Source organism: Glycomyces salinus, assembly GCF_016428645.1.
GTDB classification, from domain to species: Bacteria; Actinomycetota; Actinomycetes; order Mycobacteriales; family Micromonosporaceae; genus Glycomyces; species Glycomyces salinus.
The window spans coordinates 19,507-37,048 of record NZ_JAELXW010000014.1; the positions used below are offsets into that span (position 1 = coordinate 19,507).

The 17,542-nt window shown below is 70.9% G+C and carries 17 protein-coding genes and 1 riboswitch; of the genes, 9 read left to right on the plus strand and 8 right to left on the minus strand.

Annotated elements, in window-relative coordinates; translation table 11 throughout:
* Positions 1-95 precede the first annotated feature (95 nt).
* Positions 96-1,040 carry a DMT family transporter gene (locus tag JFB92_RS05465; protein ID WP_233162398.1) on the plus strand — a complete coding sequence of 315 codons (945 nt, stop codon included), beginning with the start codon at positions 96-98 and terminating at the stop codon, positions 1,038-1,040.
* Here JFB92_RS05465 and JFB92_RS05470 read toward each other — a convergent pair.
* A complete protein-coding gene (locus JFB92_RS05470) occupies positions 979-1,539 on the minus strand; it encodes a hypothetical protein (RefSeq protein ID WP_199035669.1) in 561 nt (186 codons plus the stop codon). The genes JFB92_RS05465 and JFB92_RS05470 overlap by 62 nt on opposite strands.
* Before the next feature lie 119 nt (positions 1,540-1,658).
* Between JFB92_RS05470 and JFB92_RS05475 the strand changes: the two genes are divergently transcribed.
* The gene (locus tag JFB92_RS05475) at positions 1,659-2,459 is read left to right on the plus strand and encodes an SGNH/GDSL hydrolase family protein (RefSeq protein ID WP_199035671.1); all 801 of its coding nucleotides are present in this window, start codon (positions 1,659-1,661) and stop codon (positions 2,457-2,459) included.
* 127 nt (positions 2,460-2,586) lie between these two features.
* Positions 2,587-3,372, plus strand: coding sequence for an SGNH/GDSL hydrolase family protein (locus tag JFB92_RS05480; protein ID WP_199035673.1), 786 nt, complete (start codon positions 2,587-2,589; stop codon positions 3,370-3,372).
* Between the two features lie 4 nt (positions 3,373-3,376).
* Here the strand turns inward: JFB92_RS05480 and JFB92_RS05485 are convergent, their stop codons facing one another.
* Positions 3,377-5,482, minus strand: coding sequence for a RecQ family ATP-dependent DNA helicase (locus JFB92_RS05485; protein WP_199035675.1), 2,106 nt, complete (start codon positions 5,480-5,482; stop codon positions 3,377-3,379).
* A gap of 106 nt (positions 5,483-5,588) precedes the next feature.
* Between JFB92_RS05485 and JFB92_RS05490 the strand changes: the two genes are divergently transcribed.
* Positions 5,589-6,170: a DUF1349 domain-containing protein gene (locus tag JFB92_RS05490; protein ID WP_199035676.1), complete on the plus strand. Its 582-nt coding sequence runs from the start codon at positions 5,589-5,591 to the stop codon at positions 6,168-6,170.
* Between the two features lies 1 nt (position 6,171).
* On the opposite strand, the gene JFB92_RS05495 is transcribed toward JFB92_RS05490, so the two are convergent.
* Entirely contained in the window at positions 6,172-6,510 is a 339-nt protein-coding gene (locus tag JFB92_RS05495) for an MGMT family protein (RefSeq protein ID WP_199035677.1), read from the minus strand.
* An 89-nt stretch (positions 6,511-6,599) separates the two neighbouring features.
* A riboswitch (TPP riboswitch) is annotated at positions 6,600-6,702 on the plus strand.
* Between the two features lie 36 nt (positions 6,703-6,738).
* Between JFB92_RS05495 and JFB92_RS05500 the strand changes: the two genes are divergently transcribed.
* From JFB92_RS05500 to JFB92_RS05510, 3 genes are read left to right on the plus strand one after another with little or no spacing between them, the layout of a single operon-like run.
* Complete coding sequence (locus JFB92_RS05500) at positions 6,739-7,347, plus strand: ECF transporter S component (protein ID WP_199035678.1); 609 nt, start codon at positions 6,739-6,741, stop codon at positions 7,345-7,347.
* Between the two features lie 7 nt (positions 7,348-7,354).
* On the plus strand, positions 7,355-8,797 hold the full coding sequence (locus tag JFB92_RS05505; protein ID WP_199035683.1) for an ABC transporter ATP-binding protein: 1,443 nt from the start codon (positions 7,355-7,357) through the stop codon (positions 8,795-8,797).
* Entirely contained in the window at positions 8,791-9,594 is an 804-nt protein-coding gene (locus JFB92_RS05510) for an energy-coupling factor transporter transmembrane component T family protein (RefSeq protein ID WP_199035685.1), read from the plus strand. The genes JFB92_RS05505 and JFB92_RS05510 overlap by 7 nt, the downstream gene beginning before the upstream one ends.
* 71 nt (positions 9,595-9,665) lie before the next feature.
* On the opposite strand, the gene JFB92_RS05515 is transcribed toward JFB92_RS05510, so the two are convergent.
* The gene (locus JFB92_RS05515) at positions 9,666-10,835 is read right to left on the minus strand and encodes an RNA-guided endonuclease InsQ/TnpB family protein (RefSeq protein WP_199035687.1); all 1,170 of its coding nucleotides are present in this window, start codon (positions 10,833-10,835) and stop codon (positions 9,666-9,668) included.
* A 204-nt stretch (positions 10,836-11,039) separates the two neighbouring features.
* Positions 11,040-11,696, minus strand: a complete 657-nt coding sequence (locus JFB92_RS05520; RefSeq protein WP_199035688.1) for a TetR/AcrR family transcriptional regulator C-terminal domain-containing protein — start codon at positions 11,694-11,696, stop codon at positions 11,040-11,042.
* 73 nt (positions 11,697-11,769) lie between these two features.
* Between JFB92_RS05520 and JFB92_RS05525 the strand changes: the two genes are divergently transcribed.
* Entirely contained in the window at positions 11,770-12,735 is a 966-nt protein-coding gene (locus JFB92_RS05525) for an NAD(P)-dependent alcohol dehydrogenase (RefSeq protein ID WP_199035690.1), read from the plus strand.
* The gene (locus JFB92_RS05530; protein WP_199035692.1) at positions 12,732-13,118 is read left to right on the plus strand and encodes a hypothetical protein; all 387 of its coding nucleotides are present in this window, start codon (positions 12,732-12,734) and stop codon (positions 13,116-13,118) included. Before JFB92_RS05525 ends, JFB92_RS05530 begins: the two co-directional genes overlap by 4 nt.
* Here the strand turns inward: JFB92_RS05530 and JFB92_RS05535 are convergent.
* From JFB92_RS05535 to JFB92_RS05545, 3 genes are all read right to left on the minus strand, one after another.
* On the minus strand, positions 13,110-15,089 hold the full coding sequence (locus JFB92_RS05535) for an ABC1 kinase family protein (RefSeq protein WP_199035694.1): 1,980 nt from the start codon (positions 15,087-15,089) through the stop codon (positions 13,110-13,112). The two genes, JFB92_RS05530 and JFB92_RS05535, sit on opposite strands and share 9 nt — an antisense overlap.
* 122 nt (positions 15,090-15,211) lie before the next feature.
* On the minus strand, positions 15,212-15,640 hold the full coding sequence (locus tag JFB92_RS05540) for a hypothetical protein (protein ID WP_199035696.1): 429 nt from the start codon (positions 15,638-15,640) through the stop codon (positions 15,212-15,214).
* 84 nt (positions 15,641-15,724) lie between these two features.
* Positions 15,725-17,542 carry an ABC transporter ATP-binding protein gene (locus JFB92_RS05545; protein ID WP_199035902.1) on the minus strand — a complete coding sequence of 606 codons (1,818 nt, stop codon included), beginning with the start codon at positions 17,540-17,542 and terminating at the stop codon, positions 15,725-15,727.

Below are 17,542 nucleotides of genomic sequence, written 5' to 3' on the forward strand. Positions count from 1 at the left end.
GCGGACGATTTTCGGTTCCCTCCTGTCGCTCCCCGGTGTTAGGTTTCATCCCGGCGCCCACCCGAGCGCCACTCGAATCGATGGAGTCCTCCCCGATGAGCAAAGCGATCAACGGCCGCGCGATGGCGGCGGCCGGTGTGACGGTCCTGCTGTGGGCCTCGGCGTTCGTGTCGATCCGCGACGCCGGAAAGTACTTCGAACCCGGCCCCCTCACGCTCGGGCGGGCCGCGGTCGCCGCGGTCGTCCTGCTGGCGGTCTTGGCCCTGCGCCGCGAGGGCCTGCCGCAGCGGCGAGCCTGGCCGGGCATCCTGACGGCCGGAGTGCTGTGGTTCGGCCTCTACATGGCCGCCCTCAACTGGGGCGAGCAACTGGTCGACGCGGGCACGGCCGCGCTGGTGGTCAACGTCGGGCCGATCCTGATGGCCCTGCTCGGCGGCTGGCTGCTGAAGGAGGGCTTCGCGCCCCGCCTGTTCGTGGGCATCGCCGTCTCCTTCGCCGGAGTCGCCGTGGTCAGCCTGTCGACCTCCCAAGCGGGCGGCGTCTCGGTGCTGGGCGTGCTGCTGTGCCTGTTCTCGGCGGTCGCCTACGCCGTCAGCGTCGTCGTGCAGAAGCCGACCCTCAAGTACGCCTCCTCGCTCCAGTTCACCGCCTTCGGCAACGCCATCGCCGCGGTGCTGTTCCTCCCGTTCGCCCCGGCCCTGTTCACCGAGCTCGACGCCGCCGGGCCCGTCCCCGGACTCCATGTGCTGTACCTGGGCCTGTTCCCGACCGCGTTGGCGTTCTTGACCTGGGGATACGCCCTGAAGTTCACCACCGCCGGCAAGATGGGCGCGACCACGTACGCGGTCCCGGCCATCGTGGTGGCCATGTCGTGGCTGCTGCTCGGGGAGGTCCCCGGCTGGCTGACCCTCGGCGGCGGCGCGCTGTGCCTGCTGGGCGTGGCGATCTCGCGCTCGCGCCCGCGTTCGGGACCCGGGACTAGCGAGCCAGAGCCTCGGCCAGCCGCGTCAGCCGCTCCCGCCAAGCCGACTTCGCGGTAGCGCCCTCCTCGGCCGAGGCCAGGCCGGGGATCTCGACCTGCACGGCGGTCTTGCCGCCGCCCTTGTCCGAGAGATTGACCAGCACGCGGGTGCCGTCCGAGGCGTCGAAGCGCACCGACTTCGGCGGCGAGGCCGAGCGCTGGGACAGCTCCAGGGCGCCGAGCCACTCGCGCTGGCGGTCGGGGTCGGCGACCCATTCGAAGGCGGTCCCGATCGCGACCGGGACGGTCTTGGAGGCGTTGGCCGAGAACGTGCCGTCGGCCCGCTGACCGGGTTCGCGCAGGCCGCGCTCCTGCTCGAAGCCGACGGTGATCGACTGGGCCCACCATCCGTCGACGCCGAACTCCTTGACCAGCAGGTGCGCGATGGCGGCGTGATCGAGCGAGGCGGCGTCGCGTTCGTCGAGGATCGCCAGCCACGTCTTCCAGTCCGCGCCGGTGCCCTCGATGAGCGCCTGGTCGGACATGCTCGCCCGCCTCCGCGCAGGAGTCTCACTCATTTCCTCAGCCTAAGCGATGGGGCATGAGTGCTTGTTCCGCTTTCGTGAATATTCGCCAATATTCGGCTCGGATGCGTATATGGTTCCGCCCGTCGACCAAGATTCGGAACGGAGCCTGTATGCGAACCACTCGACTCCATGCCCCAGTCCATGCCGCTCTCACCGCCGCCGTCCTCATGACGACCCTGACCGCCTCGACCGCCCCGGCTGCCGCCGAATCGCCGCTCCACTACGTCGCGCTCGGGGACTCCTACTCGTCCGGCACCGGCATCGGCGACTACTCCGACCAGGGCTGCCGGCGTTCGGATCGGGCCTTCCCGCAGCTGCTGGCCGCCGAGATCGGCGCGGAGCTGGACTTCGCCGCCTGCTCGGGCGCGCGGGCCGCCGACGTCGAGTCCGGCCAGGCCGGCCGCCTCGGCGCGGACACGGACCTGGTCACGATCACCCTCGGCGGCAACGACATCGACTGGGCCCGGGCGATCCGCGCCTGCGTCACCCCGTTCACCGGCTGCATCGACGACATCGAGGAGGCCGAGCGGCGGGCCGAGAACGAGCTGCCGGGGAAGCTCGCGGCCGCCTACGGCGCCGTGGCCGAGCGCGCCCCGGACGCCTCGGTGTACGTCCTGGGCTACCCGCGCCTGTTCAACGCCGAGGACGAGTGCGACGCCTTCGGCCAGATCAGCATCGGCGAGCAGAAGCGCATGAACCGCACCGCCGACGTGCTCGCCGGGATCACGGAGGAGGCTGCCCGCGCGCAGGGATTCACCTATGTGGACGTGCGCAGCGCCTTCGACGGGCACGCCGTGTGCGACCCGGCGCCGTGGATCAACGGCCTGCGCCACCCGATCGGGGACTCCTACCACCCGAACGCCCGAGGCCACTCCGAGGGCTATCTGCCCGAGATCGCCGCGCTGATCTGAACCCCGCGGGCGTCGGGCGCCCCATTGAGAACGAAATATGTAAATTTGCCGACTTGAATCTTCTCACAAGTTACCCATCGGTAGACAATGTGGGTCACAGCAACGCCGACCCGCGAAGGAGCCCCGCATGCGCAAACTCCGAAGAACCGCACTGGCATTGGTCGCCGCGACCACCGCCGTCCTGCTCCCTATCTCCGCCGAGGCGACCGGAACGGACATCATCGAGTATGCGGCCCTTGGGGACTCGTACTCATCGGGCTCCGGCGCGGGCCCGTACACCGACTTCATCTGCCAACGCTCGGACAACGCCCATCCGGTCCTGCTGGCCGCCGAGCTCGACGCCAACCTGACCTTCGCCGCCTGCGGCGGCGCGACCACCGAAGACGTCCTCGAAGAGCAGATCGACGCCCTCGACCAGGACACTGACCTGGTCACCATCGGCGTCGGCGGCAACGACATCGGCTGGACCGACGCCATCCTCGCGTGCATAATCCCGCTCCACAACTGCACAGCGGACATCGCCGAGGCCGAGCGGAAGGTCGTCGAGGAACTCCCGGCCAAACTGGATGCGGTCTACGCCGCGATCGCCGCGGCCGCGCCGTCCGCCGAGGTCTACGTCACCGGCTACCCGCGGCTGTTCGCCGCCCAGGACTCCTGCGACGCCCTGGGGCTGATCAGCATCGACGAGCAGGCGCGCATGAACGACGGAGCCGACCTGCTCGCCGAGACCATCGAGGGCGTCGCCCTTGACCACGGATTCACCTTCGTGGACATGCGAGACGCCTTCGAGAGCCACGCGATCTGCGACGACGAACCGTGGATCCACGGCTTCACGATCCTCGAGGTGCCCTACCACCCCAACGTGGACGGACACCTGCACGGCTACTACCCGACCCTGTCGGCGGCCCTGTGACCGCTCAGGCCTGCAACGCCAAGGCGAGCGGGTGGACCGCGGTCGCGCCCGCTCGCCGCAGCAACCCGGCCGCCACCGTCATCGACCAGCCGCTGTCGCGCACGTCGTCGACCAGCAGCACGCTCGAGGCCGGAACCGCGAAATCCACGGTGAACGCCCCGAGCACCTGCCGCAGCCGCTGGGCGCTGTTGGCCCGCCGCGGCCCCGGCTCCGCGCCGGGAACCCGGCCCAGCGGCCCGAGATAGTCCATGCGGCCCAACTTCGCGATCCGCTCGGCGAACCCGTCCACCAGCAGCGGCCGCGACAGTGAACCCATCGAGACCACCGAGCCGGGCCGCTCGGCCCAGTCCCAGGCCGCCAGCACCTTCACCACCGCGGCGAACACGTCGTCGGGCACCTCGCGGTCGACCCCGTCGCCGAGCAGATCCCGCAGCGCCGTGCCCCAGCCGATGTCCGACAGCCGCGCCAGCGCCCGCCCGCTCTCGGCGCTCTCCTCGGCCGGGATGCGACCCTTGAGATCGATCCCGATCGCCTGCAAGCCCGTCGGCCACATGCGTTTGGCCTCGAAGGCGACCCCCGGGCGCGACAGCGCCGCCGCGGCGGACTCGACCTCGGCCGCCGACACGGCCGCCTCCTCCCGCTCGCCGGTGCAGTTGTCGCAGCGCCCGCACGGCGCCGCCTCCGGGTCGTCCAGCTCGCCGCGCAGGAACTGGAGCCGGCACTCCCCGGTGGCCTCGTAGGCCAGCATCCGCCGCTGCTCGTGCTCCCTGGCGGCCGCGACCTTCGCGTAACGCTCGGCGTCGTATGACCAGTCCCGCCCGGTGGCCTCCCACCCGCCCTTGACGCGGCGGACCGCGCCGTCCACGTCGAGGACCTTCAGCATCATCTCCAGGCGGGTGCGCCGCAGGTCCACCCGCGTCTCCAGCGCCGCCGTCGACAACGGACGACCGGCCTCGGCCAGCACCTCCAGCGTCTGCCGCACCGCAGGCTCGGCCGGGAACGACAGCGAACCGAAGTACTCCCAGATCGCCCGGTCCTCGGCCCCCGGCAGCAGGACCACCTCCGCGCGATCCCGGGCCCGGCCCGCGCGACCGATCTGCTGGTAGTAGGCCACCGGCGACGAGGGCGCTCCCAAATGGACCACGAAACCCAGGTCCGGCTTGTCGAAGCCCATCCCGAGCGCGCTGGTCGCCACCAGCGCCTTCAACTCGTTGCCGAGCAGGGCCTCCTCGCGCGCGAGCCGGTCGGCGCCCTCGGTCCGGCCGGTGTACGACGCCACCCGGTGGCCGCGCTCGGACAGGTACTCGGCGACCTCCTCGGCGGCGGCCACGGTCAGCGTGTAGACGATCCCCGACCCCGGCAGGCTCCGCAGCCGCTCGTCCAGCCAGGCCATGCGGTGCGCGTTGTCCGGCAGCCCCACCACCGACAGCCGCAGCGACTCCCGGTCCAGGCTCCCGCGCAGCACCAACGTCTCCGAATTCTTTCGGTCGAGCTGCTCGGCCACGTCCGCGCTCACCCTCGCGTTCGCCGTGGCCGTGGTCGCCAAGACCGGCACCGAGTCCGGCAGGCCGCCGATGAAGGTGGCGATGCGCCGGTAATCGGGCCGGAAGTCGTGCCCCCAGTCGGAGATGCAGTGCGCCTCGTCGACCACGAGCATCCCGCACCCGGCCGCCAGCCGCGGCAGCTGATGGTCGCGGAAGGCCGGGTTGTTCAACCGCTCGGGACTGATCAGCAGCACATCGACCTCGTCGGCGGCGATCGCCTCGGTGATGGCCTCCCAGTCCTCCAGGTTCGCCGAGTTGATCGTGCGGGCCCGCACGCCCGCGCGCTCGGCGGCCTCGATCTGGTTGCGCATCAGCGCCAGCAGCGGCGAGACGATCACCGTCGGCCCCGCCCCGCGCCGCCGCAGCAGCGCCGTGGAGGCGAAATAGACCGCCGACTTCCCGAACCCGGTGCGCTGGACCAGCAGCACCCGCCGACCCGTGCCGTCGCACAGCGCCTCGATCGAACGCCACTGGTCCTCCCGCAACCGCGCGTCCGGACCCGCCAGCGCCCGCAGCAGCTCCTCGGCCTCGTCCCTGGATACCTGTTCGGTGATGCTCCCCGCCATGGGCACTGTTCTACCCCGCCGGACCGACAGGACGCGAACGGGCCCGGAAATTCCCGAACCGGCGGGTCTGGACCGGTCGGCCCCGATCGGTCTAGGCTCGGCTGGCATGACTATCGAAGTGCCTTGGAAGTCCGGGACCTGGACCACCCTGCCGGCCGCTGCCGTGGAGGAGGACGGCCGCCTGATGGTGACCGCGGTCGAGGGCAGCGACGCCTGGCGCCGCACCGCCTACGGTTTCGTCCACGACAACGAGCACGCGCTCCTGGAGGAGTGGAATCGCGAACGGGCCGTCGAAATCGGCCTCAAGGCCGAGTTCACCCGGGAGTTCGACCAGGCGGGGCTGTTCATCCGCGTCGACGCCGAGCGCTGGATCAAGACCGGTCTGGAGTTCGCCGACGGCGTCCTCAACCTGGGCGCGGTCGTCACCGACGGCGACTCCGACTGGTCGAACGCGCCGGTGCCCGAATGGGCCGGCCGCGAGGTCACCATGCGGGTCTCCCGGATCAACGACGCGGTCGCCATCCGCGCCAGGGTCGACGACGAACCGTGGCACCTGGTGCGTCTGGCCCCGTTCGACCCGGCGGTCAGCGCGCAGGCCGGGCCGTTCTGCTGCGCCCCCACCCGCGCCGGACTGACGGTCACCTTCACCTCCTGGCGGCTGACCGAACCGGACGAGTCGATCCACTGACTCAGTCGAGCTCCAGGGCCAGCAGCTTCAGGTCGTAGACGAACATGCGCCGGCCCTGGTCGGCCGCGCCCTTCGCGTTCACCTTCACGCCGTCGGCGCGCAGCAGATCGGGCACGTCCTCGCCGCTCCTGCCGTCCGACCAGCGGAAACCTTCGGAGACGACGCCGCGTGCGGTCAGCACCCGGTAGGCGTTCGGCACGCCGCCGTCGCGCATGAACGCCCCCACCTGCCGGGGCCCGGTGCCGATCAGCTCGGCCAGGTCGCCGTAGGAGGTCCAGGTCCCCTCGGGCAGCGCGGCGACCAGCCGCCGCACCAGCTCCCAGTCTTGCTCAGTGGCCATGCGCGCAGCCTATCGGCAGGCGCCGACGGGCGGTCTCCGCCACTGCCGGGCTCGCTGCGCGCTACGGGACCGTCTCCTGGTGTTAACGTCGGAGACGACAGGGGAGCCGAACGGCTGAGAGTGCGGAACCGACCGCAGACCCTCGAACCTGATCCGGTTAGCACCGGCGTAGGAAGTCTTCGTGTGCCGCTGTCGCGCCGTGTCCGAACGAACCGAAAGGCAACGCCCATGCCTGCCAACGACAGCCCCACCGCGACCGCCTTCACCCGCTGGCGCACCCTCGACATCGTCACCTGCGCGGTCCTGGCCGTCGCGTTCGGCGTGGTCTTCTGGGCCTGGAACTTCGTGTGGACCGGCCTCGAACCGGCCCTGGCCTTCCTCCTGCCGCTCAAAGGCATCCTCTACGGCGTCTGGCTCATCCCGGCCGTGCTCGCGCCGCTGATCGTCCGCAAGGCCGGCGCCGGAGTCTTCACCGAGGCCCTGGCCGCCGTCGTCTCGGCCCTGATGGGCTCGTTCTGGGGCGTCCTGGTGATCTACCAGGGCCTCGTCCAGGGCCTCGGCGGCGAGCTGGTGTTCGCCGCCGGACGCTACCGCCGCTTCGGCACCGGCATCGCCGCGGCGGCCGGGGCGACGGCCTGCTGCGCCGCCACCGTCTGGGACCTGTTCGCCTACTACCAGAACCTCGACTTCTGGGCCTTCCAGCTCCCGTACGTCGCCTTCGCGATGGTCTCCGGCGCCGTCATCGCCGGACTCGGCTCGAAGGCCCTGGTCGCGGCCATGCTGCCGACCGGCGTCCTCGACTCGTTCCCGGCCGGGCGCGAGCGGACCCGGATCTGAACCCGCCGTGATCTCGGTCGAGTTCAGCGACTTCGGCTGGCGGCACGCCGGGCGGCGCGCTCCGGCCGTCTCCGGTGTCGACCTGCGCATCGAACCCGGCGAACGGGTCCTCCTGCTCGGCCCCTCGGGGTCGGGCAAGTCGACGCTGCTGGCCGCGCTCGCCGGGCTGCTCTCCACCGACTCCGGGGAGAGCAGCGGCCGGGTCCTGCTCGACGGCACCGACGCCGCCGCCCGACGCGGCCGGGTCGGCATCCTCTTCCAGGATCCCGAGACGCAGCTGGTCATGGCCCGCAGCGGCGACGACGTCGCCTTCGGTCTGGAGAACCAGGCCGTGCCCGCCGAGGAGATCTGGCCGCGAGTGCGCGAGGCCCTGGCCGCCGTGGGCTTCCCCTACCCGCTCTCCCATCCCACGCACGCGCTCTCCGGCGGCGAGCAGCAGCGTCTGGCTCTGGCCGGGGTCCTCGCGCGCCGCCCCGACCTGATCCTGCTGGACGAGCCGACGGCGAACGTCGACCCCGAAGGCGCCGAAGCGATCCGGGAGAGCATCAGGAAGTCCCTGGCCGAGACCTCGGCGACCATGATCGTCGTGGAGCACCGGGTCGCCGACATCCTCGACCTGATCGACCGCGTCGTCGCCCTCGGCCCCGGCGGCGAACCGGTCGCCGACGGGCCTCCCGAGGCGGTCTTCGCCGAGCACGGCCGCTCCCTCGCCGAACAGGGGGTCTGGGTGCCCGGTGCCCCGGTCCCGGACCGGCGAGGCGGCGGAGCCGGCCCCTCGCGGCTGCGGGGCGAACAGCTTACCCAGACCTACCCCGGGGCCGCCCGGCCCGCCCTGTCCGGGGTCGACTTCGACCTGCGCGAAGGCGAGCTGCTGGCCGTCACCGGCCCCAACGGCTCCGGCAAGTCCACACTGTGCCTGCTGGCGGGCGGGCTGATGAAACCCACGGGAGGCAGGACGAGCGTCCCGGGGGAGGCCCGGCCGCTGCACCGGCTCCCGGCCCGCCGCCTGACCACCCGGGTCGGCTCGGTCTTCCAGGACACCGAGCACCAGTTCGTGACCGGCACCGTCCGAAGCGAACTGGCATTCGCCCCCAAGGCCGCCGGGTGGGCCCGGCCCCGGATCGACGCGCGCGTCGACGAACTGCTCGAACGGCTCCGCCTCGACAGGCTGGCCGAGGCCAATCCGCACACGCTCTCCGGCGGCGAGGCCCGCCGCCTGTCGGTGGCGAGCGCGCTGGCGGCGGCCCCCGGGGTGCTGCTGCTGGACGAGCCGACCTTCGGGCAGGACCGGCGCACCTGGGGCGAACTGGTCGACCTGACCGCGAACATCCGCGACGAGGGCACGGCCGTCCTCGCCGTCACCCACGACCGGGACTTCGCCGCGGCCCTGGCCGACCGCGAGCTGGTGCTGCGCCGGGGCGAAGTGGACCGGGAGGTCGGCCGATGCTGACGCTCGCACCGGTCAGCGACGAGCGGGCGCCGATCGCCCGGGCCAACCCGATCGCGAAGGTTGCCGCCGCCGCGCTCGTCTCGACGACGGCGCTGCTGGCGGGGGACTGGCTCACGCCGCTGCTCCTGCTGGCGGCGCTGGCCGCGATCGTCCCATTCACGGGAATCCGGCCCGGGCCGCTGGCCCACCGGCTCAAGTGGCTGTGGCTCGCGGCCGGGACCGTGACGGCGGTGAACACGCTGTTCGCCGCCGAGAAGACGGGGACGACCCTGCTCTCCGCCGGGCCCCTTCAGATCGCGAGCGACCCGCTGATAGACGGTGCGGCGCTGGGGCTGCGGGTGTGCGTGGCCGCCACCGCCGGCGTCCTCGGATTCGCCACCACCGACCCGACCGACCTGGCCGACGCGCTGACCCAGCAGCTGCGCACCTCGCCCCGGTTCACCATCGGCTCCCTGGCGGCCCTTCGCATGCTCCCGCTCCTGGGCGCCGAATGGCGGCAGATCACCACCGCCCGCCGGGCCCGCGGCATGGAAGGGGGCCGCAACCCGATCCGCCGGGCCCGGCTGTTCGCCTCCACGATGTTCACGCTCCTGGTGGGCGCCCTGCGCCGCGCGGGCCGCCTGGCGATGGCCATGGACGCCAGGGGCTTCGACTCCGCCGTGCCGCGCACCCACGCCAGGACCCAGCGCATGCGCCGCGCCGACTGGCTGATCCTGGCCGCCGCCGCGGCCGTGTCGATCGCGGCGGTGGCGCTGAGCGTCGCGTACGGCACTTTCAAAGTATTGGTGTCAACTTAGCTCCGCTGTGAACGACGGAGCTTGTAGGTGGTGTCTGCGGCTGGCTGCCGCAGGCGCCCCTACGTCCACCATCATCCGGCTTCGGGTGATGGAGGGACGCGTGACTGGCGCCCCGCTGCCCACGCGGTCTCGCCGCGAGCGGCGATGTTGCGGGAAGCATTCCGGTCGGCATGGGCAACGACCCCGCACGACCGGCACCGGAATACGGCCTGATTCGGCCGGTTCCGCTTATCGACATGGTGGCAGTAGGAGCATTCCTGGCTGGTGTAAGCCGGATCGACGAACACGACCGGCACCCCTGCACGTTTGGCCTTGTAGGCGATGAACGCCGCCAGTTGCGCGAACGGCCAGGAATGGATTGCGGCCCGTTGGGGCTTGCGGAGCCGTACCCGCTCACGGAGACCCTTGAGCTCTTCAAGGGCGATCCCGTGCCCGGTGCGTTCAGCCTCGGCCACAATCCGCTTCGATACTCTGTGGTTGACATCCTTGGTCCGGCGCTGCTCCTTGCGGCGCCGGATCTTCAACAGCCGCTTCGCGGCCTTGGTGCCCTTGGCCTGCAGCTTCGCGCGCAGCTCGGCCTCCCGCTTGCGCTGGCGGTTGCGGCCCCGGCTGGAGCGGACCCTCCCGTCCGAAGTGGTCGCGATGTTCACGATCCCCAGATCCACCCCGAGCCAACCCGACGGTTGGTCGTTCATGGCCGCTTCGGGGACCTCGCAGGTCGCGGCCAGGTAGAATTCCCCGTCGCGGCAGACCAGGTCGGTTTCACCCTTGCGAAAGTCGCGCAGCACCTTGAAATGCTCGGCCGAGCCGACGATGGGGATGCCCTTAACCCGGCCCTCGACCGTCCAGATCGAGACCGTGCCCGAGTCAAGGTCCCAGGACAGGCACCGGTCATCGAAAGGTTGGGCTGCATCGGGCCGGAAGGCGATCGGCTTCGCGGTGGCCTTGGCCCGCCGCCGAGAACCGGGCTTCCCGAGGTGCCCGGCCCGACCGTTGGCGTGCAGGGTCGTGTAGGCATCGCGGACTTTCTTGATGACATGCTGGGCGGCTTGCGATCCCAGTCCGCGTTCACGCAGTTCACGGTAGGTGTGCGCCCGCAGCGCGTACTCGCGCGGCACCCCGCGGGCGAAACACACCGCTGAGACCAGGTTCGCGGCCTCGTTGGCCGCCGCCAGGGTCGCACCCAACGCCCGCGCCACCTCCGGGGCGGATACGAGCTTGACCGTGACGGTGACCTTCACGCCCGCAACCCTAGAGCCAGGGTCCGACAATCCAGAGCGTCCCGAAACCTGCCCCGTTATGATCCAGCACACAAACCACCATGGCGCCCGACGGATTTGGACCGTCCCGGCGAGTCTGGGACAGTCTCTATGGGACCCGGGTTCCTCCCAGGGTTAGAGTCCCGGGGCTCCTCCGAATCAACGCTGAAGCGGCTCAGAGTTCGATCAAGATCCGGTCGGCTCGCCGCCCAGTCGGCGATCGAGTGCGTCGAGGATGATGTCGAGGCCGCGGTCGAACTCCGCGGCGAACGAGTAGTCGCCTCCGGTGATGAGCTCCCGCGCGAGCCAGGCCAGGTCGGGGTACCCCTCGAGCGCGGCCGTCATCTCGGCCGCGAAGTCGGAGGCGCCGGAGTCGGCCTCGAACGGCAGGTTCCGCTCGGTGAGCGCGAACCCGTACACGTACGCGTCGATCATCGAGAACGCCCGCGAGGCGAGCACCGCCGAGAATCCGCCGCGCCGCAGGCATCCGATGACGGCGTCGTGGTGCCGCAGCAGCGCGGGCCCGGGGTTCGCGCGCGATTCGATCAGCGTGAGCGCCCACGGGTGCCGCGAGAGGACTTCGCGCGCCGAGACCGCCCGCCGCCGCATGCCCTCGCGCCACGGCGCGTCCCGGTCCGGGAGCTCGATCCCGGTGAAGATCCAGTCGGCGAGCCCGTCGAGCAGGGCCTCCTTGCCGGCCACGTGGTGATAGAGCGACATGGCCTCGACGCCGAGCTCGCGGCCGACGGTGCGCATGCTGAGCGCCGGTAGCCCGCCGCGGTCGGCGACCGCCGCCGCCGCCTCGATGACTCTTGCCCCGGTCAGCGGTTCGCGCTGGTTCATGCATCCCCCTTGCGATCTTACGAGTGTAAGGATACTATTCCCCAAAGAGGCTTACACCTGTAAGGGGAATCTGATGAGAGCCGCATTCGTCGATCGGTACGGGCCGCCGGAACGGATCACCATCACCGAGACGCCGCCGCCCGAGCCGCGCAAGGGAGAAGCGCTGGTCCGCGTCGAGGCCGCCGCGGTCACCGCCGGCGACGCCCGCATGCGCGCCGGACGCTTCCCGAAGGGGTTCGGCGCGCTGGCGCGACTCGGGATCGGCCTCCGCGGCCCCCGGGCCCGCACCCTGGGCGGAACGCTCTCCGGCCGGGTCGAGAAGGTCGCGCCGGACGTCACGCGCCTGGCCCCGGGAGACCAGGTCGCGGGCATGACCGGTGCGCGAATGGGCTCGCACGCCGAATACGTCGCGGTCCCGGCCGCCGCGCTCGTGTACAAACCCACGGAGGTGAGCCACGCCGACGCCGCCGCGGTTCTCTTCGGCGGCACCACCGCACTCCACTTCCTCCGCGACCGGGCCGAGGTGGCGCCCGGCGACACCGTCCTGGTCAACGGCGCCTCCGGCGCGGTCGGGACGAGCGCGGTGCAGCTCGCCCGCCACTTCGGAGCGAAGGTCACGGCGGTGACCAGCGCGCGGAACCGGAGCCTCGTGGCCGACCTGGGCGCCGGGCGGGTGATCGACTACGCGGAGACCCCGGTAGCGCGGCTGGAGGAGCGGTTCGACATCGTCTTCGACGCGGTCGGGAACATCACCCGCGCCGAGGGGCTGCGCCTGCTCAACCCGTCCGGATCGCTGATCCTGGCGGTCGCGGGACTGCTCGACACCGTACTCGCCCGCGGACCGGTGCTCGCGGGCCCGGCCCCCGAACGGGCCGAGGACTTCGCGTTCCTGCTCGAACTCGCCGCGAGCGGCGACCTCGACCCGGTGGCCGAGGTCGTCGGCGGACTCGAAGCCCTGCGCGAGGCCCACCGGCGCATCGACACCGGGCGCAAGGTCGGCAACCTCGTGATCGCGCCCGGAATGGACGGCACGCCATGACCGTCGAACGCGAACGAGTCGTGCTCGCGGGCGGCTGGACCAGCCTGATGCTCATCTACCTGCTCGGCGACGTGCTCCGGGTCTTCGCCGGCCATTTCGAGCCCGGCCGGATGGGCGGCGAGCCGGTGCCCGAGTGGATGTGGACCCTCGCCGCCGGGATCATGATGGTGCCGATCGCGATGATCATGACCTCGCTCCTGGCGGCGGCCCGGCCCCTGAGCTGGATCACCATGGGCACCTCGGCGGCCCTCGCCGCGTTCAACCTCTCCGGCCTGCCCTACCAGGGTTTTTTCGACGACATGCTGATCGTCCTGAGCGTCGGCATGAACGCGCTGATCGCCTGGCTCGCCTGGTCCTGGAAAACCGGTGCCGCGTCAGCGTGAGTCGTCCCGGGCCTTGTTCTTGGTGAAGATGTCGGCGAGGACCCTGAGCGCCATGACCGAGCCGATCAGGAGCAGCGTCAGGCCGATGAACGGATAGAGCCCCAGGTCCTCGCTGATGTCGGGTCCGGTGTCGATGCCGATGAGGATCACCGACATCAGGCCCGAGGCGGCGGCCAGGATGGTCAGCAGGGCCTGGTGCAGCCAAGCGGTGACGGTCCTGCGGTCCTCGGAACGGGAGAACAGCCGCAGGTTCGCGGTCAGTCGCCCGGCCTCGGCCGCGGCCGCCAGCCGGTCGAGGCGGCGCGGCAACTTGCGCAGCACCGGCAGCAGGTCGGCGGCCTCCTCGGTCAGCATGTCCCTGACCGCGGTCGGGCGCATGTGGTGCTCGGCGTACGCCTCGCCCGCGCGGCGGGCGTGCGCCACCAGGTCGAAGCGGGGATCGATCGCCGTCAGGCATCCTTCCAACGTGGCCAGGGCCCGGAAGACCGCCGCGAGCTCGGGCGGGATCGCGATGCGGTACTTGGCGATGATGCGGAACAGCTCGGTGAACATGCGGATGTCCGGGGACGAACCGGCCATGAGATGGCGCGCCATGAACGAGCCGAGCGCCCGCTCGAACGCGACCTGGTCGAGCTCGTCGGGGCGGGTCGAGACGCCGATGAGGGCGTCGGCGAGCGCGGGGCCGTCCTGGCGGTCGACGGCCATGAGGATCGCCTGGAGCGAGGTACGCAGCTCGCGGTCGAGCCGGCCCACCGAGCCGTAGTCGATCAGTCCGAGCTTGCCGTCCTCGAGCAGCAGCAGGTTGCCCGGGTGCGGGTCGGCGTGGAAGATCCCGTCGATCATGATCTCGTCGAGCATCTCCCGCAGGAGCGCGGCCGCGATGGGCCCCGGCTCCAGACCGCGCTCGGCCAGGACCGGACCGGCCGAGGAGAGCGGGACGCCCGTGAAGCGCTCCATGACCAGCACGCCGTCGTCGGACAGGTCCGGGTGGGGCCGGGGGATGCGGACCGCGGAGCGGCGCCGGTCGTGCGCGGCCGCGACCTGAGCGAGATTGCGGGCCTCGACGGTGAAGTCGACCTCCTCGCGCAGTGCGGCCGCGAACCCGGCCGCCAAACCGAGGACGTCCATCGAACGCCCCCAGGCGGTGCGCCTGTCGATCAGGCGGGCCAGGCGCTGAATGATGTCCAGGTCCCGCTCGATGGCCTCGGCCGCGCCCGGGCGGCGGATCTTCACCACGACCGCCTCCCCGCCGTGCAGGACAGCACTGTGGACTTGAGCGACCGAGGCCGCGGCCATCGGCTCCGGGTCGAACTCGGCGAACACCTCTTCGAGCGGCGCGCCGACCGCCTCCTCGACGAGAGCGGCGGCCGTCGTCCCGGAGATCGGGGCGGCCTGGTCCTGCAGTTTCGCCAGCTCGGCGATGTACGCGGACGGCAGCAGGTCCCGCCTGGTGGAGAGGATCTGACCCAGCTTGACGAACGTGATCCCCGCGTCGTCGAGCGAACGGCGGAGCGAGCGGGCCATCTCGGCGTCCTGGCCGATCTGCCGCCGCCCCCGCAGCAGCCCGATCAGGCCGTGCCTGGAGGCGACGGCGAGGATCTGAAGGTACCGGCGGGAGCGCCGGACCCTCGTGCGCAGCCCCTTGAACCAGCTCCTGACCGGAGGGACCGTGCCGGTCGGAACGACCGCCTCCCAGATCACCAGCAGAATCATCGCGATCACCGGCGCGCACACCACCGCGAAGGCCAGCAGCGCGATGGAACCGGGCAGTTCCTCAGGATTCGGCGCGCGGTCTCCGTACGGCTCGAACATCACCGGGATGAGACCGTGCTGGACGATCGTCTGGCCGATCATGCTCACCACGAGCAGCCGCCACAACGTGTAGTGGACATCGAGAAGTCTGGCCGTCACGTACGCGACGATGGAGGAGTTGACGACGAGACCGAGCACGTAGATGAGCAGAAAAGTCAAGAACTCGGGCCCTCCAGATCACACCGACATCCGATTCCGCCACAGGCTACTTCACCAGGGCGCGCCAGGAGCGGATCGCCGGACGCGCCATGCCTCTTCGCCGGTTCGGTTCTTTTCAGAGACTAGGCTTCGATGGCGGTGCGGAGGGCGGCGACTAGCGGGTCTTCGCTCGGGGTGTTCAGGTCGGCCAGGAAGACCGCGGCCAGGCGGGCGTCCGGGGACAGTTCGGAGTGCCGCGCTTGCCAGGCCCACAGGTTGGGGTGCTGATAGGCGTCGCAGGCTTCGGCCGGGGCGAGCAGATCGATCGCCTTCGCCAGGTCGTCGCGGGTCATGCGGTGGGAGCCGGTCTCGCCCCGGCATTCGCACACCGTCGCCAGCACCACCGCGGGCAGGGCGTGGTCACGGGTGTTCACGCGGAAGAAGTCGATCCTGCTGTTCTCGTCGATCTCCCCGAGCCCGAAGGCGGCCGGGGTCCGCCAGCCGGGGATGGCCGCCTCGAATCGCAGGCGGGCGTTACGGATGTCGTCTACGGTTTCCCAGCGTTCGGTCATGGCCCGATCCAAGCAGCCACGCCGCAGCATGGCAAGAGGGTTTGGGCGGCCCCGGTCTCAGATCGGGGCCGCCGTCGGGTGCCTCTATACGGCGGCGGTCTCCTCTTCTTCCATCGCCGGCTTAGAGAACTGGGCGGCGTACAGCCTGGCGTAGGCGCCGTCCGATTTCAGCAGCGCCTCATGGCTTCCCTGCTCGACCACGCTTCCGTCCTCCATCACCACGATCACGTCGGCGTCGCGGATCGTGGAGAGCCGGTGGGCGATCACGAAGCTCGTGCGGCCCTGCCGCAGCGCGACCATGCCCTGCTGGACCAGCATCTCGGTGCGGGTGTCGACCGAGCTGGTGGCCTCGTCCAGGATGAGGACCGACGGGTCGATCAGGAAGGCCCGCGCGATCGTGATCAGCTGGCGCTCACCGGCGCTGAGGCCGCCCTCGTCGGTGTCGACCACGGTTTCGTAGCCGTCCGGGAGGGTGCGGATGAAGTGGTCGGCGTGGGCCGCCGAGGCCGCGGCCACCACGTCGTCGCGGGTGGCCTCCGGCCGCCCGTAGGCGATGTTCTCGGCGATCGTGCCGCCGAACAGCCACGTGTCCTGCAGGACCATGCCGATCCGCTGCCGCAGCCGGGCCCGCTCGACCTCCGAGATGTCGTGGCCGTCGACCGTGATCCGCCCGGCGTCCAGGTCGTAGAAGCGCATCAGCAGGTTGACCAGAGTGGTCTTGCCCGCACCGGTCGGGCCGACGATCGCGACCGTCTGGCCCGGTTCGGCCTCCAGCCACAGGTGCTCGATCAGCGGCTCGTCCGGCAGATAGCGGAAGGAGACGTCCTCGAAGGACACCCGACCCTCGACCGTGTCCAGCCTGCCCGGGACGGATTCTGGATCAGGGCTCTGCTCTTCGGCGTCGAGCAGGTCGAAGATCCGCTCGGCCGAGGCCACGGCCGACTGGATCTGGCTGGACATGGCGGCCATCTGGTTGACCGGCCCCGAGAACTGCATCGTGTACTGGATGAACGCCTGGATCTCGCCGATCGAGATCGCCCCGGCCGCGACCCGCAGACCGCCGATCACGGCCACCAGCACGTACGTGACCGAACCGAGGAAGCCGAGCACCGGCGCGATGAGCCCGGACAGGAACTGCGCACTCCGGCTGGATTCGTACAGCTCCTCGTTGTGGCCCTTGAAGGTCTCGATCGATTCGCCTTGGCGGCCGAAGACGGTCACCAACTGGTGCCCGGTGATCATCTCCTCGACGTGGCCGTTGGTGCCGCCGGTGGCCGCCCACTGCCGGGCGAATCTCGGCTGGGCGCGCTTGCCGATGAACTTCGCGCCCCACACCGTCAGCGGGATCGTCGCCAGGACCACCAGGGTCAGCAGCGGCGAGATCGTGAGCATCATGATCGGCACGCCCAGGAACATCAGCAGGCTGAACAGGACCCGCTGCAAGACCTGCTGGGCGGTCTGGGTCAGGTTGTCGATGTCGTTGGTGACCGTCGACATCACCTCGCCCCTCGACCGGGAGTCGAAGTAGCGCAACGGAAGCGCCGACACCTTCGTGTCGGCCGTCTCGCGCAGCTCGTAGGCCATGCGCTGCGCCAGACCGGCGATGGTGCGGCCCATGCTCACCGTCAGCAGCCACGAACCCGCCGACAGCGCGGCGCCGAGCCCCAGCAGGCGTGCCAGAGCGCCGTAGTCGACCCCGCCCTCCTGGACGCCGTCGATCACTCGGTCGGTCGCCGCGCCCAGGATCGTCGGAATGACGAGCATCGAGGACGCGCTGAGCAGCGCGAACAGCACGATTCCGGCCATGCGCAGCCGGTCGGTGCGCAGCATGCGCACGATCCGCATGATGGTGCCGCGGAAGTCCGCGGGCTTGGCGTTCGCCGGGTCGCGTCCCGGCCCCAT